Source organism: Stenotrophomonas sp. SAU14A_NAIMI4_8 (assembly GCF_003086695.1).
GTDB lineage: Bacteria > Pseudomonadota > Gammaproteobacteria > Xanthomonadales > Xanthomonadaceae > Stenotrophomonas.
The window spans coordinates 1199650-1221424 of the sequence record NZ_CP025999.1 but is presented as its reverse complement, the minus strand read 5'-3'; the positions used below and the strand labels follow the sequence as shown (position 1 = coordinate 1221424).

Below are 21775 nucleotides of genomic sequence, written 5' to 3'. Positions count from 1 at the left end.
GGGGTCAGAGCCCTTTCCTGCGGAAAGGGATCTGACCCATGGGCCTGCCCTACCCGATGCCCAACCCCGGAATCGCGCTGATGCTGTCCGGGTTGAATCCGGCCAGCTCGGCGAAGTGGCGGCCGCGCGCCACGTAATCGCGGTAGGCACCAAAACTTGGCGCGCCCGGTGACAGCAGCACCACCCCGCCCTGCGCGCCCAGCGCGGTACGCGCCAGCGCCATGGCGTGCGGCAGGTCTCCCGCCGCGTGCAGGCCGAAGCGACCGGCATCGGCCAGCGGCTGCAGCATGGCGTGGATGCGCGGGCCGTTGCTGCCCATGGTCACGATCTCCACCGGTGGCACGTCGTGCGCCATGTGCTGCATGAAATCGGTCCAGTCCAGGCCACGGTCGTGCCCGCCCACCAGCAGCGCGATGCGCTGCCCGGCGAAGCACTCCAGCGCCGCCAGGCTGGCGTGCGGCGTGGTGCTGATCGAATCGTTGATGTAGGTCAGGCCCTCGGCCACGCCAATGCGCTGCAGGCGGTTCGGCAACGGTCGGAAATCCTGCACCGCCGGTGCCAGCGCCACTGCATCCAGCCCCAGCGCTTCCAGCGCGGCCAGCACCGCGCACAGGTTGCCGCGGTTGTGGCGGCCGGGCAGCGGCGTGTTGCGGGTATCGAACACCGCCTGCTCGCCGCGGTGCACGATGTCGCCGCGCATGTGCCAGCCCTGCGGCTGGTTGAACCAGACCACCTCGCTGTCGGGCAGCGCCAGCGCGGCCAGATGCGGATCGGCGGCATTGAGCACGGCGATGCGCGGCGCCGCTTCGGTCACCAGACGCAGCTTGTCTTCAATGTAGCGCTGCTCGGTGCCGTGCCAGTCCAGGTGTTCGGGGAACAGGTTCAGCACCACCGCCACCTGCGGGCGGGCGCCACTGCGCGCCACTTCGCCGGTCTGGTAGCTGGACAGTTCCACCGCCCAGTACGCGGGCGCTGGCTGCGGGTCCAGCACTTCCAGCAGCGGCAGGCCGATGTTGCCGACCAGGCCGGTGCGATGGCCGGCGGCGCGCAGCAGGTGCGCGACCAGCGCGGTGGTGGTGCTCTTGCCCTTGGTGCCGGTCACGCACACGGTGTCGTGCACGATGCCATCGGCACCGGCATGTTCGGCGAACCACAGCGCGGTGCCGCCGATGAAGACCGTGCCCTGCGCGGCGGCCGCCAGCGCGATCGGCTGGTACGGGCTGATGCCGGGCGACTTGATCACCACATCGAACGCGGCCAGCGCCTCGGCGGTGGGTTCACCGCGCACGTCCAGCCGCCCCTGCGTTTCCGCACGCGCCGCCTCGGCTTCAGCAGCCGGGCAGAACAGGCTCAGGGCCAGCGCGGGCAGGCGCGCGCGCAGCACGGAAAATGCCGCACGGCCCTCACGCCCCCAGCCCCACAGCGCGACGCGCTTTCCTTCAAGCTGCGAAATCTTCACGCACCTGTTCCCACAACGCGGCCGGAATGCGGTGCTCGCCCTGCAACAGCAGCAGCGGTGCCAGTTCCAGTTCGGCGGCATCCAGCTGCGGCTGGATCTCGTTGCAGAAGCGCTTCACCAGCACGTCTTCCTTCCATTCCGGGCGCTGCGCCAGGGTCGCCATCGCCGCACGCGATTCGCGGCCTTCGCCCACGCACTCGAACGGCTTGTGGTCCTGGAATTCCAGCAGCGCATCGAAGCCAGCGGCCTGCTCGGCATCGTCCAGCAGGTTGCGGCCGAAGATGCGCACAAGACGCGTCTTGGGCATGAACGGGGCCAGCGCCAGGAAAACGAAATGGCACTTCGGGCAGACGCCGCACCAGCGGTTCACCGGGCGCTCGCCCAGGATGTGGAAATTGCGGTTGCAGCTGGAGAAATGCGCGTCGTAGAAATCGGTCTTGGCGAACTGGCGGGCCACCGCCAGCTCGGACATCGGGCGCAGCAGCGAGTAGTAGTGCAGATCGGCGGCCACCTGCTGCTGCACGTGGTTGCCGAAGGCCTGCTCGAAGGCCCAGCCCTTGGACCACTGGTGGTTCACTTCACCGGTGCCGGGAATCTGGCTGCCGTAGCTGGCCGAACGTTCGTTGGAGAACACCACCTGGTCCACGCCCTGCAGCAGCGCGGCCAGCACCATGATCGCCGAGTTCACCGCGGTAACCGGAATATGGCCGTTCCAGGCACCTTGGCGGTTCAGCTCGAACAGTTCCGGGGCCAGCGCGCGGCCCAGGTTCAGCGTCGGCAGGCCGGTGCGCTCGGCACAGGCGCGGATCAGCTGCGAACCGCCGATCCAGGTCACCGTCTCGTCCACGCCGGCACGGCGCAGCGCTTCAATGCTGACCAGCGAATCCTTGCCGCCGCCGATGGCCACCAGCGCGTGCGGCTGCAGGCCCAGTGCCGGCGCCTGCAGCGCCTGGCCCTGCACCGGCAGGCGGAAGCGCCCGCGCAGGTTCAGGCCGTTGCGATAGGCGAATTCGCCCAGACCATTCAGGTAGATCGTTTCCACAAGCGCAGCGGTATCGGCATCGATCGCATAGCTGTCGATGCTGACCGTCTCCGGCACGCCCGCCTTGTAGTAGCTGACGCCGGCGATCAGGTGCAGCAGCTGCAGTGCGCGCTGCACGGCGGCGGCGCGCGCGTCGTCCAGTACGAACGGCGCACCGGGCACGCTGATGGTTTCCACCATCTCAGGGCCGTCATCGAAGGCGTAGACCAGCTTGGCCACGCCGGTGTCCGCGGCGAATTCGCAGCGGACGAAGCGGAAGCGGGAAACCTGGTGTTTATCGAAAGCAGTCATGGTGGATCCAGTTCAAGCGCGGTCAGGCACGGGCCCGCGCGCGTGCGCGGGTCGTGTCGGTGGGCGGGTGCAGGGTACGAAGGCTGGCGATCACTCGATCACGTCTTCGCGCGGCATCGCCCGCTGGTTGTAAGTGTTGGACATCACATAGCCGTAGGCACCGGCATCGGCGATCAGCATCACATCGTCCGGCGCGGTGGACACCGGCAGCTTGCGGCGCTTGCCGAACACATCGCTGGATTCGCAGATCGGGCCGACCACATCGAATGCCGCCTCGGCATAGCCGCCCTGGCGGCTCAGGTTCTCGATGTCATGCCAGGCGTCGTACAGGGCCGGGCGCATCAGCGTGTTCATGCCGGCATCCAGGCCGACGCGGCGCACGCCGTCCTTTTCCACCACCTGGGTGGCGTGGGTCAGCAGTACGCCCGATTCGGCCACCAGGTAGCGACCCGGCTCGATCGCCAGGCGGAACGCCGGGTGCAGCGCCTTCACTTCGGCCAGGCCTTCGGCCCAGGCGTCCAGGTCGAACGGCTCGTCTTCTTCGCTGTACGGAATCGGCAGGCCGCCACCGATATCGATGGTCTGCACGCTGCCGATGCGGCGGGCGAAACCGGCCAGTTCATCGCACATCAGGCGCCAGTGCTGCGCCGTTTCCACGCCGCTGCCCAGGTGCGCGTGCAGGCCGACCACGCGGGTGCCCAGCTCGGTGGCCGCGCGCACGAATTCGTCCACGCGGGCAATCGGCAGGCCGAACTTCGACTCCTTGCCGCCGGTGCGCACCTTGGCGTGGTGGCCTTCGCCACGGCCCAGGTCCACGCGCAGCCACAGTTCGCGGTTGCGGAACAGGTCCGGCCAGCGCTGCAGCGCCTCCACGTTGTCCACGGTCACGGTCACGCCCAGGGCGAACGCGGCTTCGTATTCGCTGCGCGGGCAGAAGCTGGGGGTGAACAGCACGCGCTTGGGCGACAGTTCCGGCAGGTGCTGGAACACGTGCTTCAGTTCACCGTGCGATACGCATTCCAGGCCGAAGCCTTCGGCTTCCAGCAGCTGCAGGATGGCCGGGTGGCTGTTGGCCTTGATCGCGTAGTAGCGCTGGTCGATCGGCTTGATCGCGGCCAGCGCGCGGGCGCGGGCGCGCACCGTGGGCAGGTGGTAGACGTAGCGCGGCGTGCCGGCGTCGGCCAGCTGCAGCAGGTGCGCACGCTGGCCACGCCACCACGGCGTGCCGCGCGGGCGCACGGTGCCGGCAATCTCGCGCCAGCGCGGGCCGAACACTTCAGTTTCTTCCACCGGCATGGCGCCGCTGTCGATCAGCTCGGCATGCAGGATCGGCAGCAGGCCATCGGCATCGGCCTCGTCGATCACGAAGGTCAGGTTCAGGTCGTTGGACGACTGCGAGATCATGTGCACGCGCTCGCGGCCGAACGTGGCCCACACGTCCGACAGCTTGTGCAGCAGCGAACGCATGCCACGGCCGACCAGGGTGATGGCCGCGCACGGCACGATCACCTTCACCTTGCAGATCTGCGACAGGTCCGCCGACAGCGCGGCCAGCACATCGGTGTTGACCAGGTTCTCGGACGGGTCCAGCGACACGGTGACGTTGGTTTCGGCCGAACCGATCAGATCCACCGACAGCCCGTGCTTCTTGAACAGGCCGAACACATCGGCCAGGAAGCCGACCTGCTGCCACATGCCGATGCCTTCCATCGACACCAGCACGATGCCGTTGCGGCGGCTGATCGCCTTCACCCCCGGCACCGGCGCGGCATTGCCGTCGATGCTGGTGCCCGGCAGTTCCGGGCGCTCGGTATCGAGGATGGCCATCGGCACGCCGGCGTCACGGCACGGCTTGATCGAGCGCGGGTGCAGCACCTTGGCGCCGGTGGTGGCGATTTCCTGCGCCTCGTAATAGTCCAGGCGGGTCAGCAGGCGCGCGTCGGGCACGTCCTTGGGGTTGGCGCTGAACATGCCCGGCACGTCGGTCCAGATTTCCACACGGCTGGCGCCCAGCAGCGCACCGAAGTACGCCGCCGAGGTATCCGAACCACCGCGGCCGAGGATGGCGGTACCGCCGTCGGCATGGCGGGAAATGAAGCCCTGGGTGATCAGCAGGCGGGTCGGCTGCGCGCGGAAGCGCTGCGCCCATTCGCCGTCGGCACGCCACTGGCAGTTCACCGACAGGCGCTGCGACCAGTCGCTCTGGTTCGGCTGCGGCGGCATCGCGTCCAGCCACTGGCGGGCATCCATCCAGCCCATGTCCAGGCCCGACGCGTGCAGGTAGGCCGCGCCCAGGGTGGAGGACAGCAGTTCGCCCTGGCCCAGCACTTCGGCCTGCCAGTCCAGCGTACGGGTGGCGGCACGCGCATCGTCCAGCAGGCCCTGCAGCACGGCCAGGCGCTCGGCCAGCACGTCGTGGCCCAGGCCCAGTTCATCCAGGAAGCCCAGGTGGCGTTCGACCAGCGCGGCCACGCGGTCGCGGCTGTCGGCGGCGCCATCGGCAATGGCGGTCAGTTCATTGGTCACCCCGGACAGCGCCGAGACCACCACCAGCACGCGCGAGCCGGTTTCTTCCGCGCGTTTTTTCGCCAGCTTCCCGATCGTGTCCCAACGGTGGCGACGCGACACCGAGGTGCCGCCGAACTTCAGTACGATCCAACGATCGACAAGGGGGGAAGCTGACATGGATAGGCTATGTGTAATGTGGGGAAGCCGCCCACGGGGGCGGAACCTTCGATTCTAAGCCCAATGGACCCGCCGATGCCCGCCTTCCGCTACCTGCAGCTCGATGTCTTTGCCGACCAGCCCGGCCGCGGCAACCCGCTGGGGGTGGTGCTGGGCGCCGAGGGCCTGTCCGCGGCCCGCATGCAGGCCCTGGCCGCCTGGCTGAACCTGTCCGAGACGGTGTTCTTCCTGCCCCCCAGCGCGCCCGGCGCCGACTACCACATCCGCATTTTCACCCCCGCCAGCGAACTACCGTTTGCCGGCCATCCCAGCGTGGGCGCGGCCTGGGCGGCGGTCACCCGGGGGCTGGCGCACCCGCGCGACGGCGCGCTGGTCCAGCAGTGCGCGGCCGGTCTGCTGCCGGTGCGGGTGAGCGGCGCGGCCGATGCCCCGCACATCGAACTGGCCAGCCCGCCGGCCCGCCGCCTGCAGACCGCCCCCGGCGCGGTGCCGGACACGCTACGGGCACGGGCCGCCGACGGTCAGGCGCCCGAGCTGTGGGACAACGGCCCGCGCTGGTGGCTGCTGCCGCTGCGCGACGCCGCCGCGGTACGCACGCTGGCGCCGGACATGGCCGCCCTGCGCGACTGGAGCAATGCCACCGACGCCACGGGCGTGGCGGTGTTCGCCGCCGAAGACGCCGCGCAGCACCAGTGGGTGGTGCGCGCGTTCTGCCCCGGTGATGCGGTGAACGTGCCCGAAGACCCGGTAACCGGCAGCGCCAACGCGCTGATCGGCGCCTGGCTGGGCGAGCGCGGCGTGCTGCCCGGCGGCAGCGGCAGCTACGTGGCCAGCCAGGGCCGCGAGGTCGGCCGCGACGGTCGCGTCCATGTGCGGGTGGATGCCCAGGGCACGGTGTGGATCGGCGGCCAGGTGCAGTGCGTGATCGACGGCCTCATCCGCTGGTAGCGCCGGGCCATGCCCGGCGGCATCACCGCACCGCGCTGCGCGCTCGCGGGGCATGGCCCCCGCGCTACCATCCCCCATTTCGTTGGAGCTCCCCCTGATGTCCGCACGCCGTTTCCTGCAACTGGATGTGTTTTCCCCGCGCGCCGGCGCCGGCAATCCATTGGCCGTGGTACTCGATGCCGAAGGCCTGGACGACACCACCATGCAGGCCATCGCGCGCTGGACCCGGCTGCCGGAAACCACTTTCGTGTTCCCGCCCGAAACGGCCGGCAGCAGCTACCGCCTGCGCATGTTCAGCCCGCAGAAGGAAGTCCCGTTCGCCGGCCACCCCAGCGTCGGTACCGCGCATGCGGTGCTGCTGGCCGGGCTGGCCACGCCGGTGGACGGCGTACTGGTGCAGGACGGCATTGCCGGCGCGCTGCCGCTGCAGGTGATGGGCGAAGGCGCGCAGCAGCGCATCGCCATCCGCACCCCGCGCGCGCAGCTGGCCGAGACTGCGCCGGCCGATGACCCGCGCCTGGCCGCTGCGCTGCAGGGCTGGCCGCTGGGCACCCTGCCCCCTGCACGCATGCAGGGCGGCCGCAGCTGGTGGGTGGTGCAGGTGGCCGATGAAGCACAGCTGCGCGCACTGCAGCCGGACTGGGACGCGATCGCCACCCTGGCCGAATCCACCGACAGCATGGGCGTGTTCGCCTACGCCTTCAGCGATGGCAATGAGGGTTACGACCTGGCGGTGCGCGCCTTCGTCGGCAACGGGCGGCGCTTCGAAGATGCGGCGTCGGGCGCGGCGAATGCCGTGCTGGCAGCCTGGCTGGACCTGCGCGGGGTGCTGCCGCGCGGCCGCGAACCGTATGAAGTCAGCCAGGGCCGTGAGGTCGGCCACGATGCGCGCCTGACCCTGCGGGTCGATGCGGACGGCGAAGTGTGGTCCGGCGGCCAGGTGCAGACGGTGATCGCCGGCACCCTCGACTGGTGATCGCTGTGGGGCGCCGGGCATGGCCCGGCGCTACCCGGCCTCAGCCCAGTTCGGCATCCAGGCTGATCGGCACCGCACTCAACGCTTTGGACACCGGGCAGTTCTGCTTGGCGTCATCGGCAATGGCGCGGAACTGGGTGGCATCGATGCCCGGCACCACGGCCTTCACCTTCAGGCGGATCTGCGAAAGCTGCGGGCCGCCTTCCATCGACAGATCCACCTTGGCTTCGGTGTCCAGCGAGGTCGGTGTAAACCCTGCCTCGCCCAGTTTGGCCGACAGCGCCATGGTGAAGCAGCCCGCGTGCGCGGCGGCGATCAGCTCTTCCGGATTGGTGCCCTTTTCATCGCCGAAGCGGCTGTTGAAGCCGTAGCGGGTCTTGTCCAGCAGCCCGCTCTGTGGGGTGCTCAACTGGCCCTTGCCCGACTTCAGATCCCCTTCCCAGTGCGCGGTGGCGTGTCGCGAGATTCCCATGTGCTGCTCCTGCGTGGCGTTGGTGAACGCTTACCCTGCCACGGCCAGCGTTAGCCCTGCGTCGCTCCGCCGCAGTGGCAGACGCTGTCCCGGGCCAGCGCCGTGGACACTTCTTCGCCAGGCGGGGGCGCATTTTTCCCTTGTTTTCAGTACTTTCGCGCAGATCGCCCGCATCCCGCAGCGCACCAGAGCCGCGCAATCCCCTGCCGCGCGCCATGTACTGAATCGGTCTGGATATGAAAAAACCTGCACTTTCAGCACTGCGGGCTATTGGCGGCGCCCACGAGTTGCCCTACATTGCGCTTGCCGACGGGGTTCGGCGCCGACCAAACAACCAACCGTTCACGGAACAGGAAACCATGGCAAAGACCGCTAAGAAGGCTGCCCCGAAAAAGGCAGTGAAGAAAGTCGCGACGAAGGCAGCCGCCAAGCCGGCCGCTCCGAAGCCGATCAAGGAAGTGCTGACCAAGTCGGGCCTGGTTGCACACATCGCTGAAGCGTCCGGCGTTGTCGCCAAGGACGTGCGCGCGGTGCTGGCCTCGCTGGAAAGCGCTGTCGCTTCCTCGGTGCACAAGAAGGGTGCTGGCTCCTTCACCCTGCCGGGCCTGCTGAAGATCTCCACCGTCAATGTGCCGGCCAAGCCGAAGCGCAAGGGCATCAACCCGTTCACCAAGGAAGAACAGTGGTTCGCCGCCAAGCCGGCCACCACCAAGCTCAAGGTTCGCCCGCTGAAGAAGCTCAAGGACGCTGCGCTGTAAGCGCGCGCCCCACGGCGATCTTCTGACGGGACGGCCCAGGCCGTCCCGTTTTTTTTGCGCGCAATGTATCCACGCCCAGCGTGGATGCGGCCCCCAGGCCAACCCGCCAGTAGATCCACGCCATGCGTGGATGCGCCCCCCAGGCCAACCCGCCAGTAGATCCACGCCATGCGTGGATGCGCGCCACCCCGCGGCAACCCGCAACACAGCGTTTCCCTGCCCATACCCTGCCCGCCCACAGCCGCGCCAGCATTGGCCGCAGCCGGCATTTTCCGCCGCGGGAACGCACCGGGTGGAACACTGCGTGCAGCGCGGGCCGTCGCCGCCGGTCACTGCCTTGCCTATGGTGGGCACATCCCCCCTCTTTACAGGCGAGCACACCTCTCATGGCCAGCCCCTCCACCCGCTACCGGATCTCGGTGACCCCCATCGAAAAGGACGGGCACCAGTGCACCGGGCGCTGCACCATCGAACTGGAACATCGCGCCAGCCGCGACCTGATGCGCCTGCTGGAAGCCGCCCCGCGCACGCCCGGCCTGAGCGGTGACGAGCGCGCCACCCTGGTGGTCGCCGCGCAGTTGCTGCGCGATATCGTCCAGCGCCATGCCGACAGCGAGGGCCACGCCCTGGCGGCGGTGGCGCCCGACCTGCTGGCCGCGCTGCAGGCATTGGACCAGCGCATCGCATCGCGCTGATTCCCACCCAGCCGATACACTGCCGCCTCCCATTGGCCTCGGGGAGGAGGCAGACATGCGCAGAATCGTGGGGGGCTGCCTTGCCCTCGCCCTGATGGGGTGTTCGCGCGCCCCGGTGGACGCACCCGCGTCGGCCGCCACTACCGCCGCAGCGGCCGACGCCGCTGTCGCGACTGCCGCCGTTGCCGACGCTGCGCCAGGCGCCCTCACAGCGCAGACGGTCGACCCGCTGTTCGGCGCAGTCGCAGCCGGCAGCGAAGCACCCGCGCACATGCTCAACCGCTACATGCTGGACCTGCTCAACGGCAACCGCAGCAGCAGTGATGCGGCCTGGGTCTTCGCCCCGGCCGACCCACGCCACGCCGACGACGCACTGCTGCGGCAGCTGCCGGACCTGCGCAGCCTGCGCCTGGACAGCGAACCGCCCGTTCCCCGCGACAACGAACGCCCCAGCCGGCTGCTGGAAGTGCCGGTGCGGGTACGTGCCGCGACCGGCCAGGGCACCTTCCGCTTCCATGGCTGGTACCGCGTGCAGCCACGCGCGGACGGCCAGGGCTGGCAGATCCAGTCGGCGAAGCTGGAACCCACGCTGGACTGAATCCCTTTCGCAGCGTGCACCCGCGATTCAGCGGCCACCGCTACTCTGTGAGCCACCCATTACCTGCCCGGTCACCGCCATGCGCCTGCGTTCCCTGCTGACCCGTGTTGCTGCATCCACTGTCCTGATCGCCGCGGCGATCGGTGCACAGGCAGCCCCTTCGATTTCCGGCCGCGAACTGTCGGTCGGTGCCAGTGACGTCCAGCAGTACCTGGATGGCAGCTTCCCGCGCACCCAGGACGCGCTGGGCGGACTGATCGCCCTGACCATGAGCCACCCCCAGCTGAGCCTGCCGGCCGGCGAACGCTTGAACCTGGGCATGGACCTGGCGCTGGCCACCGCGGGCGGCAACCCGACCAACCTGGGCAAGGTGAAGCTGAGCAGCGGCCTGCGCTATGACGCACAGACCCAGGGCTTCCACCTGCAGGAACCGACCGTGGACGATTTCACCCCGGCCAGCCAGGGCGGGCGCCTGGATTCGCGCACCCGCGCCCTGCTCAACGCCGCCCTGAGCGACTACGCGCGCCGCGAACCCATCTACAAGCTGGACCCGACCGTGGCCGGCGTGCTGGGCGCCCTGCAGGTACAGTCAGCCCAGGTGAAGAACGGCAAGCTGGTGGTCACCTTCAACCAGAACCTGGGCAGCCTGGTGCCCGCCGGCCTGCTGGGCAAATAAGGTAGCGCTGGGCCATGCCCGGCGGCTTCTGCATTTCCCACGCGTCCCGTTCGCCGGGCATGGCCCGGCGCTACCGCTCACGCCGCCAACGGAATAGCGTCCGGCACGCCAGATGCAGGCGGCCCTTGTAGAGTCGAGCTTGCTCGACTGCCCTTACCCGTAGAGTCGAGCTTGCTCGACTGCCCTTCGCAAAGCAGTCGAGCATGGCTCGACTCTACGATTCCGCTCAGCGCTTGGGCTGCAGCATCGTGCCGGTGCACTTGGGCGAACCGCAGCGGCACTCCCAGATCTTCTTCAGCTTGGCCGTGTGGCGCTCGGCCAGCACGATGCCGTAGTTGTAGGTCAGCTCTTCGCCAGCCTTGATATCGCGCACCGCCTCGATGAACACCTTGTCGCCGCGGCTGTCACCGTCTTCGTCTTCCTCGATCACCGCTTCGCAGTTCGGGTCGCAGCTGTGGTTGATCCAGCGCGCATCGTTGCCCTTGTAGTTGGCATCGATCACCCAGTCATCGTTCAGGGTGAACAGGAAGGTATGGCCGCTTTCCACATCGCCGCTGTCATCGGCATCGACATCGCCATGGCTGCGCAGCAGGCCCTTGTACTGGATCACGCGCTCGCCCTGCTTGATCGGGGCCACGGCGAACACGCCGTTGCCATGGATGGCGGACTTGCGGGCTTGGATCTTCTTGGGCATCGGCAAGGGGGTTGGCAGCAATAGGAACCCCGATTCTCACCCATTCACAGTGATTGCGAAAATCACCCCCATGCCGCAGCATGTCGCCCCACCCCGCTGCCGGGGTGTCCCGCCGCCGGCCCAGCGCCGGCTGAATGGCCGGGTTGGATGCCGGCGAAGAAAAGCGTACAATTTCAGTCCGCTTTAAGAACCACTCGCATCCCCATGTTGCGCGTCACCAAGCTCACCGATTACGCCACCGTCGTGCTGACCGTGCTCGCCGCCCGCCCGGGCGAGGTGCTCAGTGCTACAGAGCTGGCTGAATTCACTGGTCTGGAACCGCCCACCGTCAGCAAGGTGCTCAAGCCGCTGGCCCAGGCCGGTCTGGTGGAAGGCCTGCGCGGCGTGCGCGGCGGCTACCGGCTGACCCGCGCGCCCGGGCAGATCACCCTGTTCGAGGTGGTCGAAGCGATGGAAGGGCCGCTTGCCCTGACCGAATGCAGCCACGACCACCACCAGTGCGGCATGGCGCCCAAGTGCGGCGCGCGCAGCAGCTGGCGGCTGATCAACGATGTGGTGTCCGAGGCCCTGCGCGCTGTCAGCCTGGCCCAGATCCTGCCCCCTCTTCCCCTTGTCGATGACGAACAGCGCCGCACCATCGCTGTCGACGTCGTCTCCTGATCCGTAGGCAGCCCCCCCATGGCCACCGAAACCATCGAAACCGTCGCCCACGACGACACCCCCAACCGCGAGATCCACGAGCAGCTCGGCCGCAAGTATTCGGCCGGCTTCATCACCGAGATCGAATCGGACTCGCTTCCTGCCGGCCTGGACGAGGACACCATCCGTGCCCTGTCGGCCAAGAAGGAAGAGCCGGAATGGATGACGCAGTGGCGCCTGGACGCCTACCGCCACTTCCTGACCATGCCGATGCCGAACTGGGCCAAGCTGCAGATCGCCCCGATCGACCTGCAGGCGCTCAGCTACTACTCCGCGCCGAAGGGCCCGAAGTACGCCTCGCTGGATGACGTGCCCAAGGAACTGCTCGATACCTACGACAAGCTGGGCGTGCCGCTGCACGAGCGCGCCAAGCTGGCCGGCGTGGCGGTGGACGCCGTGTTCGACTCGGTGTCCGTCGGTACCACCTTCCGCAAGGAACTGGCCGAGAAGGGCATCATCTTCTGTTCCATGTCCGAGGCCATCAAGGAACACCCGGAACTGGTGCGCCAATACCTGGGCACGGTGGTGCCGGTGGGCGACAACTACTTCGCCGCGCTGAACTCGGCCGTGTTCTCCGATGGCAGCTTCGTGTTCATTCCCAAGGGCGTGCGCTGCCCGATGGAACTGAGCACCTACTTCCGCATCAACGCCGGCCACACTGGCCAGTTCGAGCGCACCCTGATCGTGTGCGAGGACAAGGCCTACGTGTCCTACCTGGAAGGCTGCACCGCACCGATGCGCGATGAGAACCAGCTGCACGCCGCGGTGGTGGAACTGGTGGCGCTGGAAGACGCGGAGATCAAGTATTCCACGGTGCAGAACTGGTACCCGGGCGACGAGAACGGCGTGGGCGGCATCTACAACTTCGTCACCAAGCGTGCCGAATGCCGTGGCGCGCGCAGCAAGGTCACCTGGACCCAGGTCGAGACCGGTTCGGCCATCACCTGGAAGTACCCCTCCTGCGTGCTGCTGGGCGACGATTCGGTGGGCGAGTTCCACTCGGTGGCGCTCACCCACCACCGCCAGCAGGCCGACACCGGCACCAAGATGATCCACGTCGGCAAGCGCACCAAGAGCAAGATCGTCAGCAAGGGCATCAGCGCCGGCCGCGGCCAGAACACCTACCGCGGCCTGGTCAAGGTCGACCGCAACGCCGATGGCGCGCGCAACTACACCCAGTGCGATTCGCTGCTGATCGGCAAGCAGTGCGGTGCCCACACCTTCCCCTACATCGAGGTGAAGAACCCGGGCGCCACCGTCGAGCACGAGGCCACCACATCGAAGATTTCCGACGACCAGCTGTTCTACTGCCGCGCCCGTGGCATCAGCCAGGAAGACGCGGTGTCGATGATCGTCGACGGCTTCTGCAAGCAGGTGTTCCGCGAACTGCCGATGGAATTCGCAGTGGAAGCCAAGAAGCTGCTGGAAGTCTCGCTGGAAGGGTCGGTGGGTTGACCCGCCTGCTGCCTTCGTTCTGATTATTCAGCCACGCACGGCGTGGCGCTACTGGATTCGTATCATGCTGAAGATCGACAACCTCCACGCCCGCATCGGCGACAAGGAAATCCTCAAGGGCCTGTCGCTGGACGTGAAGCCCGGCCAGGTGCACGCCATCATGGGCCCCAACGGCGCCGGCAAGTCCACCCTGGGCAATGTGCTGGCCGGCCGTGACGGCTACGAAGTCACCGAAGGCAGCGTGCAGTTCGACGGTGTGGACCTGCTCGACCAGGACCCGGAAGCGCGCGCCGCCGCCGGCCTGTTCCTGGCCTTCCAGTACCCGGTGGAAATCCCGGGCGTGAACAACACCTACTTCCTGCGCGCCGCACTGAATGCCCAGCGCAAGGCACGCGGCCAGGACGAGCTGGATTCCATGCAGTTCCTGAAGCTGGTGCGGCAGAAGCTGGCCGTGCTGCACCTGAAGGACGAGCTGCTGCACCGTGGCGTGAACGAAGGCTTCTCCGGTGGCGAGAAGAAGCGCAACGAGATCTTCCAGCTGGCCGTGCTGGAGCCGAAGCTGGCGATCCTGGACGAAACCGATTCGGGCCTGGACATCGACGCGCTGAAGAGCGTTGCCGACGGCGTGAACGCACTGCGCGCGGCCGACCGTTCGTTCCTGGTCATCACCCACTACCAGCGCCTGCTGGACTACATCAAGCCGGACGTGGTGCACGTGCTGGCCGACGGCCGCATCGTCAAGACCGGTGGCCCGGAACTGGCGCTGGAACTGGAAGCCCACGGCTACGACTTCCTGAAGGATCGCGTGGTGCGCGAGGCGGCCGTCTGATGAGCGCCCTGCTCGACTCGATGGCCCAGGCCTTCTGCGGCAGCGACGCGCGCCGCGACGTGCTCGATGCCGCCCTGCGCGACGGCCTGCCGGCTGCTCGCAGCGAAGCCTGGAAGTACACCTCGCTGCGCCAGCTGGAGCGCCGCGCCTTCGCCCCCGCACCGCAGGCCCCAGCCGCGCTGGATGCCGAGGCACTGGCCGACATTCCCGCGCCGCGCCTGGTGTTCGTCAACGGCCGTCTGCACGATGGCCTGAGCGACACCCACGGCCTGCCCGCCGGCGTGCAGCTGGAAGCGCTGTCCAGCGCACTGGCCGCCGGCGAGGATGCCGCGCGCTTCCTTGGCCGCCGCTACGAGCGCAGCGACGAAGTGTTCGCCCGCCTCAACGCCGCCCTGGCCGATGAAGGCGTGGTGCTGCGCGTGGATGAAGGCGTGCAGGTTGAAGTGCCGCTGCAGCTGGTGTTCGCCAGCGTGGCCGGCGATACCGACCTGGCCTGGCACCACCGCCACCTGATCGAACTGCGTGCCGGCGCCAGCCTGGGCGTGGTCGAGCACCGCTTCAGCGTGGGCGATTCGGCACACCTGGACAACACCGTGCTGCACGCCCGCGTGGCCCGCGACGCCGTCCTCAAGCACGCCCGCGTGCAGGCCGGCAGCGCACGCCAGACCAGCTTCCTGCGTACCGATGCGGTGCTGGCGCGCGATGCGCAGTACCACCGCGTCGACCTGGAACTGGGCGCCGCACTCAGCCGCCACGAACTGAACGTGCGCCTGGAAGGCGACAACGCACAGCTGACCGCCAACGGCGTGCTGCTGGGCAATGGCCGCCGCCACGTCGACACCCGCCTGGGCATCGACCACATTGCCCGCGATACCCGCAGCGAACTGCTGTGGCGCGGCGTGGCCGCCAACCGCAGCCGCGTGGTGTTCCATGGCGGCATCCAGATCCGCGAAGGCGCCGATGGCACCGACGCGAACCTGTCCAACAAGAACCTGCTGCTGTCGGCCGATGCCGAGATCGACACCCAGCCGGTGCTGGTGATCGACGCCGACGAAGTGAAGGCCGCACACGGTGCCACCGTCGGCCAGCTCGATGCCAACGCGCTGTTCTACCTGCGCTCGCGCGGCCTGCCGCAGGCCCAGGCGCAGGCCCTGCTGAGCGCCGCGTTCTGCCACGAACCGCTGAAGGTGCTGCCCGACGCGCTGCGCGAGCAGCTGGCACGGCGCTTGGACAAGGCCCTGGCCGAGGCAGGCGTGGCATGAACCTGTCCACCCCGCGCCCGATCGAAGAACGCGCCGCTGCCCCCGACTGGGACCGCGTGCGCCTGGACTTCCCGCTGCTGATGCGCGAAGTGCACGGCAAGCCGCTGGTCTATTTCGACAACGCCAACACCGGCCAGAAGCCGGTGCAGGTGATCGGCGCGGTGGACGAGTTCTACCGCCGCTACAACGCCAATGTCAGCCGTGCGGTGCACGCGCTGGGCACCGAAGCCACCGACGCCTACGAAGGGGCGCGCAACAAGCTGGCGCGCTTTTTGAACGTCCGCGCCAGCGAGCTGGTGCTGTGCAGCGGCACCACCTTCGCGCTGAACCTGGTCGCCTATTCGTGGGCTCTGCCGCGACTGAAGGCCGGTGACGTGATCCTGGTCTCGCGCATGGAACACCATGCCAACATCGTGCCGTGGCAGCTGGTCGCCCAGCGCACCGGCGCCACCCTCCGCGTGGCCGAGATCACCCCCGACGGCGCACTGGACCTGGACGCGCTGCGCAAGGCGATGACCGCCGAGGTCAAGCTGCTGGCCGTGGCCCACGTGTCCAACGTGCTGGGCACGGTGAACCCGGTGCGCGAGATCTGCCGTGAGGCACGCAAGCGCGGCATCATCACCGTGGTCGATGGCTCGCAGGCCGTGCCGCACCGCAAGGTGGACGTGGCCGCGATCGGCTGCGACTTCTATGCCATCACCGGCCACAAGATGTGCGGCCCGACCGGCACCGGTGCCCTGTGGGCCCGCCGCGAACATCTGGATGCCATGCCGCCGTTCCTGGGTGGTGGCGAGATGATCAAGGAAGTCAGCTTCGACGGCACCGTGTTCAACGACGCCCCGCACAAGTTCGAAGCCGGCACCCCGAACATTTCCGGCTTCATTGGCCTGGGCGTGGCCGCCGACTATCTGGAAGCGCTCGGCCAGGACCACGTGGAAACACGCGAAGCCGAACTGCTGGCGCACTTCACCGAAGAGCTGCAGAAGATCGATGGCCTGCGCATCTTCGGCACCATGCCGGACAAGGCCGCGGTCGTCTCGTTCCTGATCGACGGCGCGCATTCCCACGATCTGGCCACCCTGCTCGATCTGGAAGGCGTGGCCGTGCGCTCGGGCCAGCACTGCGCCCACCCGCTGCTGCAGTATTACGGCGTCGCCGCCACCTGCCGCGCCTCGCTGGCGTTCTACAACACCCACGACGAAATCGAGCGCTTCATCGTGGCGCTGAACAAGGTGCGCAAGCTGCTGGGCTGAGCCCGCAGAGCGGGGTCAGATCCCTTCGCGCAGCGAAAGGCTCTGACCCCATCAACGCACCGGCCACTCCCCGCAGCAACGCCTCAGGGTCAGAGCCCTTTGCCCAGCAAAGGGATCTGACCCCGAGCGCTCAAGGGGTCAGATCCCTTTCGCACCGCGAAAGGGCTCTGACCCCGTCAATGCACCAACCAACCGCCGCTGTGACTGCAATGCGCCGCGAATAGCTTGCAGATCCACCGCAGGAATGCCCTGTTCGATGAACGCGGCGTAGCGCCTGCGCCGCTCCTCCACATCGGCAGCCATCAGCTCGAACGCAGAATGGGGCACCAACAGCGCGTTCACCCTGCCCTGTGCATGGGCCCCGTAGCTCGACCAGCGATAGTCCCCTGGATGCGCCACCATCTCCGCCCGCACCGGATTGAGCTCAATGTAGCGCTGACAGGCGAGCAGGTACCGATCCGAATCCACCAGCGTGGAGTGAAAGCGCCCTTCCCAGAGGGTGCCGCTTCGGCCCTGCCGCTCGTTCACCCGGCGCACATAGGCACGGCTCACCGCCTGCATCATCTTCGAGAGCCCACCGGGCGAATCAGGTGTCACCAGCAGATGGACATGGTTGTGCATCAGGACGTAGGCATGGACCCGGCATCCCTGCTGATCCGCCTGGCTGCACAGCAGACGCAGGTAGGTAACGCGGTCGCCATCGCTGAAGAATACCGTCTGCCGATTGTTGCCGCGCTGGACGATGTGTTGCGGGAAACCTGGTGCATCAATGCGGCGCGGGCGGGGCATGGGCGTCTCCGATTGCCAAGGGGGTCAGAGCCCTTTGCCGGGCAAAGGGATCTGACCCCAAGCATCTGCTGCTGCCGCTCCGAAGGCAGTCGGTCGACTACCCGCCATGGCGTCGTCCGATTGGGGTCAGAGCCCTTTCGCGCTGCGAAAGGGATCTGACCCCGGGGGAACCCCGGGGGACCCCGGACCATTTGCGGGCGCCCCCACCCCACCTAGAATGGCGGCATGAGCACCCTGACTTTCCGCGCCGCCACGCCGGCCGACATCCCCGCCCTGATCACCCTGGTCACCTCCGCCTACCGTGGCGATGCCAGCCGCGTGGGCTGGACCACCGAAGCCGACCTGCTGGACGGTGCCCGCATCGACGCCGAGGGCATCCAGGCCGACCTGGACCGCCCGCGCTCGACCATCCTGCTGGCCGAACGCCAGGGCCGCCTGGTGGCCTGCGCCCACGTCGCCGATGTCGACGGCAAGGGCTACTTCGGCATGTTCTCGGTCGACCCGGCCCAACAGGGCGGCGGCGTCGGCAAGCAGCTGATGGAAGCGGCCGAAGCCCATGCCGCGCGCGAGTGGCAGCTGCCGGTCATGCAGATGACCGTGATCGACGTGCGCGATGAACTGATCGCCTTCTACGAGCGCCGCGGCTACCAGCGCACCGGCATCAAGAAGCCCTTCCCCTATGGCGACGAACGCTTCGGCATTCCCAAGCGCGACGACCTGCGTTTTGAAATCCTGGAAAAGCCGCTGGCCGGGGCATCGGCATGAGCGAGGCCTGGACCTTCGTCTGCGCCGGCGCGGAACTGCTGCCGGGTGAAATGAAGAGCGTGTTCGACGAGGTGACCGGCACGCCCATCGTCGTGTTCAACCTGGACGGCGAGCTGTATGCGCTGGAAGACCAGTGCACCCACGAGGAGTTCGAACTGTCCTCGGGCGAGTTCAACACCAACGAAGGCAGCATCGAATGCGTGCTGCATGGCGCACGCTTCGACGTGCGCGATGGTCGCGCCCTGTGCGCCCCGGCCTATACCGCCGTGCCGAAGTTTCCAGTGAAACGCGAGCACGACGCGATCTGGACCCGCGACGACCGCGATTGACCCAGCAAGGGCGTTGCGCGCCCCGGCGCGCGCCCGCTCACCCAGGTAGCGGTTGCGGCGCATACCGGCCGCCACGGGCCTGCCAGGCCACCCCAGGCCCGTTCACGAACGCCCGCCGACCGCGCAGATGCGAATCATTATCGTTGGTGTTATCCTACGCGCCTCATTCGTAACGTTTTGTAACGCCTCCGCGCCATGGCTTTGCCTGCGGCCACCGCCACGCTGTGCCAGCTTGCCCGCCAGGGGTGGCCGCTGCTTGCCGCAGCGCTGCTGACCCTGTTGCTGGGCTGGTCGGCCCTGCATGAGGGCCGGGGCGCGGCGGCACCGTCGATGATGGCGGCCTCGCCAGCCACCCTGCTGGACAGCGCGCCGCACGCGCCCGACGGCGGCCTACCCCCTGACGAGCCCCTGCCGCGCAGCGAAGCGCCGGCCGAAGGTGGGCCCGAAGACGAACCCCTGCCGCCTGCGCAGCTCTGCCAGCGCACGCCGCCGGTCGCGCCGCCGCACACCACGGTCGCCCCCGCAGTCACCACGGCAGTCGCCACCCGCAATCGGCGCCAGCCGCCCTCGCACGCGCCTCCGGCCACCTTGGCCTGATCGCGGCGCGCCTGCGCGCGCTTCGCCGCATCCTCGTTTCCCGCCCGCCTCCGCGGTGCGCGCGTTCCTGTTTCCGCCCTCGTTCCCGCCCCTGTCGCGCACGCGCCGACGGCCCATTCCTGTCTTTCATTCCCATGCCCATGAGCCCCATCAAGAGCCGCAAGCACGCCACCCCGCTTCGTTCCCTGCCGCTGGCCACCTTGGCCGCCGGCCTCGGACTGGCCACCCTGCCCGCCCTGGCCCACGCCGAAGCGGCCGACAACGCGCGCACCCTGGACAAGATCGACGTGCACGCCACGCGCGGCTACAAGGCCGACAAGGTGGCCTCGCCGAAGTTCACCCAGCGCCTGCAGGACACCCCGCAGACCATCCAGGTCATCACCAGCGACCTGTTCAACCAGCAGGGCGCCACCACGCTGACCGAGGCGCTGCGCAACAGTCCCGGCGTGGGCACCTTCTACGCTGGTGAGAACGGCAACACCACCACTGGCGATGCGCTGTTCATGCGCGGCTTCGACACCTCCAACAGCCTGTACGTGGACGGCCTGCGCGACCTGGGCTCGATCTCCCGCGATGTGTTCAACATCGAACAGGTGGAAGTGACCAAGGGCCCGGCCGGCACCGACAACGGTCGTTCGGCACCGACCGGTGCGATCAACCTGGTCAGCAAGCAGGCCAACCTGCAGGACGCCACCTCGGCCAGCATTTCGCTGGGCAGCGACCAGCAGCGCCGCACCACCGCCGACTGGAACCAGTCGCTGGGCGCCACCAGCGCGCTGCGCATCAACGGCATGTGGCAGGACAGCGACCAGCCCGGCCGCGACCACGTGCAGAACAAGCGCTGGGGCATCGCACCCTCGCTGGCCTTCGGCCTGGGCACCGCGACCCGCTACTACCTCAACCTGCTGTACGTGAAGCAGGACAACGTGCCCGATGGCGGCGTGCCCACCCTGGGCCTGCCGGGCTGGACCCCGCAGCCGACCCTGGAAGCACTGGCCGGGCACCCGGTCGATCCGGAAAACTTCTACGGCACCCGCGCCGACCACGATGACGTGACCGCGCAGATGGCCACCTTCCGTTTCGAGCACGACTTCAACGACAGCGTGCGCCTGACCAACACCGCGCGCTGGGGCCGCACCGAACAGGACTACCTGCTCACCGCCTTCATGGGCACCGGCGTGCGCGGCGCGGGCGGCCGCCCGACCGGCAACATCACCTATACCAACCCGGCCGACCTCTCCAGCTACGCCATCGCGCGCAGCCTGCCGACCTTCAAGGATCAGCGTAATACGATCCTGACCGATCAGCTGAACCTGCGCGCGGACTTCGCCACCGGCGCGGTCGGCCACGCCCTCAGTGCCGGTCTGGAATTCACCCGCGAAGAACTGGACAGCTACGGCCAGGCCGCCACCGCCGGCACCAGCTGGCCAGCCGCCAACCTGTACGACCCGGACTGGAACGTCAGCGGTCTGAACTGGGCGCACAACGGTGCCGACGCGCATGGCAAGACCACCACGTCCTCGGTCTACCTGTTCGACACCCTGTCCTTCGGTGAAAGCTTCCTGCTGACCGCCGGCGTGCGCGCCGACCACTACAAGACCGAGTACGCCAGCGCGTCGGTGTGTGGCGGTCGTGGCAGCCCGGTGTGCGGCAGCAACCCCACCGGCACCGTGCTGCGCAACCCCACCCTGGAAGCCAGCGACACCCTGCTGAACTGGAAGCTGGGCGCGCTGTACAAGGTGGGCGACACGGTCAGCCTGTACGCCAACTACGCCATTTCCCTGCAGCCGCCGGGCGGCGCCAACTTCCAGCTGAGCAGCTCGGCCAGCAGCGCCGACAACCCCAAGCTGGACCCGCAGAAGGCCAAGACCTTCGAAGTGGGCAGCAAGTGGGGCTTCATGGATGACGCACTGGCGGTGAACCTGGCGCTGTTCCAGACCGACGTGGACAACGAGATCAACACCACCGTGCTGGACGATGCCGGCAACCCCACACAGACCGGCAGCAAGCGGGTGAAGGGCGTGGAACTGTCGGCAGTCGGCCGGGTGACCGAGAACTGGTCGGTCAGCGCCGGCTTCAGCCACCTGGATACCGAAGTGAAGGAAGGCGCGAAGGTGGCCGCCGACGGCACCACCAACCTGACCTACACCCCGGACGATACGTTCACCGGCTGGACCAGCTACCTGCTGCCGCATGGCATCACCGTGGGCGGTGGCGTGCGCTACGCCGCCGGCATGCACCGCGGCACCGACGGCGCGGTGGGCACCCCGTCGTTCACCAAGTCCTACGCGGTGTACGACGCCATGGTGTCGTGGGACGTGAACGAGCACGTGTCGCTGCGCTTGAACGGCTACAACCTGTTCGACAAGCAGTACGTGGCCAGCATCAACAAGAGCGGCTACCGTTACACCCCGGGTGCACCGCGCACCTTCCTGCTCAGCGCGGACATCCGCTTCTGATGCAGCGCGTGGGGGAGCCCGTCTCCCCCGCGCCTTTCGAGGAA

21 protein-coding genes are annotated in these 21775 nt (G+C 68.1%); 15 read left to right on the top strand and 6 right to left on the bottom strand.

From position 1 onward, the window contains the following. Positions 1 to 49 precede the first annotated feature (49 nt). The 3 genes from murD to C1930_RS05660 all read right to left on the bottom strand — a co-directional run bounded on the left by murD (position 50) and on the right by C1930_RS05660 (position 5477). Positions 50 to 1459 (bottom strand): UDP-N-acetylmuramoyl-L-alanine--D-glutamate ligase, encoded by a 1410-nt coding sequence (gene murD, locus C1930_RS05670; protein ID WP_108771264.1) that lies wholly within the window; start codon positions 1457 to 1459, stop codon positions 50 to 52. Further along, on the bottom strand, positions 1440 to 2792 hold the full coding sequence (gene murL, locus C1930_RS05665) for a UDP-N-acetyl-alpha-D-muramoyl-L-alanyl-L-glutamate epimerase (RefSeq protein ID WP_108755614.1): 1353 nt from the start codon (positions 2790 to 2792) through the stop codon (positions 1440 to 1442). Before murL ends, murD begins: the two co-directional genes overlap by 20 nt. 90 nt (positions 2793 to 2882) lie before the next feature. Continuing rightward, entirely contained in the window at positions 2883 to 5477 is a 2595-nt protein-coding gene (locus C1930_RS05660) for a bifunctional aspartate kinase/diaminopimelate decarboxylase (protein ID WP_108752411.1), read from the bottom strand. 75 nt (positions 5478 to 5552) lie between these two features. On the opposite strand from C1930_RS05660, the gene C1930_RS05655 reads away from it, so the two are divergent. Next, positions 5553 to 6425, top strand: coding sequence for a PhzF family phenazine biosynthesis protein (locus tag C1930_RS05655; RefSeq protein ID WP_108771263.1), 873 nt, complete (start codon positions 5553 to 5555; stop codon positions 6423 to 6425). 97 nt (positions 6426 to 6522) lie between these two features. Continuing rightward, on the top strand, positions 6523 to 7401 hold the full coding sequence (locus C1930_RS05650) for a PhzF family phenazine biosynthesis protein (RefSeq protein ID WP_108771262.1): 879 nt from the start codon (positions 6523 to 6525) through the stop codon (positions 7399 to 7401). Positions 7402 to 7441: 40 nt separating this feature from the next. Here C1930_RS05650 and C1930_RS05645 read toward each other — a convergent pair whose 3' ends face one another. After that, complete coding sequence (locus C1930_RS05645) at positions 7442 to 7873, bottom strand: OsmC family protein (RefSeq protein WP_108755612.1); 432 nt, start codon at positions 7871 to 7873, stop codon at positions 7442 to 7444. Between the two features lie 359 nt (positions 7874 to 8232). Here C1930_RS05645 and C1930_RS05640 point away from each other — a divergent pair, with 359 nt between their 5' ends. From C1930_RS05640 to C1930_RS05625, 4 genes are all read left to right on the top strand, one after another. Continuing rightward, on the top strand, positions 8233 to 8631 hold the full coding sequence (locus tag C1930_RS05640) for an HU family DNA-binding protein (protein ID WP_108748848.1): 399 nt from the start codon (positions 8233 to 8235) through the stop codon (positions 8629 to 8631). 386 nt (positions 8632 to 9017) lie between these two features. After that, on the top strand, positions 9018 to 9326 hold the full coding sequence (locus C1930_RS05635; protein ID WP_108748847.1) for a DUF3861 family protein: 309 nt from the start codon (positions 9018 to 9020) through the stop codon (positions 9324 to 9326). Positions 9327 to 9381: 55 nt separating this feature from the next. Continuing rightward, positions 9382 to 9924 (top strand): hypothetical protein, encoded by a 543-nt coding sequence (locus C1930_RS05630; protein ID WP_108771261.1) that lies wholly within the window; start codon positions 9382 to 9384, stop codon positions 9922 to 9924. 79 nt (positions 9925 to 10003) lie between these two features. Then, on the top strand, positions 10004 to 10600 hold the full coding sequence (locus C1930_RS05625) for a DUF1439 domain-containing protein (RefSeq protein WP_108755610.1): 597 nt from the start codon (positions 10004 to 10006) through the stop codon (positions 10598 to 10600). 226 nt (positions 10601 to 10826) lie between these two features. On the opposite strand, the gene C1930_RS05620 is transcribed toward C1930_RS05625, so the two are convergent. Further along, positions 10827 to 11294 carry an SET domain-containing protein-lysine N-methyltransferase gene (locus tag C1930_RS05620; protein WP_108755609.1) on the bottom strand — a complete coding sequence of 156 codons (468 nt, stop codon included), beginning with the start codon at positions 11292 to 11294 and terminating at the stop codon, positions 10827 to 10829. Between the two features lie 204 nt (positions 11295 to 11498). Between C1930_RS05620 and C1930_RS05615 the strand changes: the two genes are divergently transcribed. The 5 genes from C1930_RS05615 (at position 11499) to C1930_RS05595 (ending at position 16792) form a co-directional block, all read left to right on the top strand. Further along, the gene (locus C1930_RS05615) at positions 11499 to 11954 is read left to right on the top strand and encodes an SUF system Fe-S cluster assembly regulator (RefSeq protein ID WP_108748843.1); all 456 of its coding nucleotides are present in this window, start codon (positions 11499 to 11501) and stop codon (positions 11952 to 11954) included. A gap of 18 nt (positions 11955 to 11972) precedes the next feature. Next, complete coding sequence (sufB, locus tag C1930_RS05610; protein WP_108748842.1) at positions 11973 to 13448, top strand: Fe-S cluster assembly protein SufB; 1476 nt, start codon at positions 11973 to 11975, stop codon at positions 13446 to 13448. Positions 13449 to 13512: 64 nt separating this feature from the next. Next, the gene (gene sufC / locus C1930_RS05605) at positions 13513 to 14277 is read left to right on the top strand and encodes a Fe-S cluster assembly ATPase SufC (protein WP_108748841.1); all 765 of its coding nucleotides are present in this window, start codon (positions 13513 to 13515) and stop codon (positions 14275 to 14277) included. Beyond that, positions 14277 to 15539, top strand: coding sequence for a Fe-S cluster assembly protein SufD (sufD, locus tag C1930_RS05600; protein ID WP_108771260.1), 1263 nt, complete (start codon positions 14277 to 14279; stop codon positions 15537 to 15539). The genes sufC and sufD overlap by 1 nt, the downstream gene beginning before the upstream one ends. After that, complete coding sequence (locus C1930_RS05595; RefSeq protein WP_108771259.1) at positions 15536 to 16792, top strand: cysteine desulfurase; 1257 nt, start codon at positions 15536 to 15538, stop codon at positions 16790 to 16792. Before sufD ends, C1930_RS05595 begins: the two co-directional genes overlap by 4 nt. Positions 16793 to 16930: 138 nt before the next feature. On the opposite strand, the gene C1930_RS05590 is transcribed toward C1930_RS05595, so the two are convergent. Continuing rightward, positions 16931 to 17581, bottom strand: coding sequence for a transposase (locus tag C1930_RS05590; protein WP_108771258.1), 651 nt, complete (start codon positions 17579 to 17581; stop codon positions 16931 to 16933). A 225-nt stretch (positions 17582 to 17806) separates the two neighbouring features. On the opposite strand from C1930_RS05590, the gene C1930_RS05585 reads away from it, so the two are divergent. From C1930_RS05585 to C1930_RS05570, 4 genes are all read left to right on the top strand, one after another. Next, positions 17807 to 18346 carry a GNAT family N-acetyltransferase gene (locus tag C1930_RS05585; RefSeq protein ID WP_108755604.1) on the top strand — a complete coding sequence of 180 codons (540 nt, stop codon included), beginning with the start codon at positions 17807 to 17809 and terminating at the stop codon, positions 18344 to 18346. Next, entirely contained in the window at positions 18343 to 18675 is a 333-nt protein-coding gene (locus C1930_RS05580; RefSeq protein ID WP_108771257.1) for a non-heme iron oxygenase ferredoxin subunit, read from the top strand. Before C1930_RS05585 ends, C1930_RS05580 begins: the two co-directional genes overlap by 4 nt. 195 nt (positions 18676 to 18870) lie before the next feature. After that, positions 18871 to 19272, top strand: a complete 402-nt coding sequence (locus tag C1930_RS05575) for a hypothetical protein (protein ID WP_108771256.1) — start codon at positions 18871 to 18873, stop codon at positions 19270 to 19272. A 140-nt stretch (positions 19273 to 19412) separates the two neighbouring features. Further along, positions 19413 to 21731, top strand: a complete 2319-nt coding sequence (locus C1930_RS05570; protein ID WP_108771255.1) for a catecholate siderophore receptor Fiu — start codon at positions 19413 to 19415, stop codon at positions 21729 to 21731. The last annotated feature ends 44 nt before the right edge of the window (positions 21732 to 21775 follow it).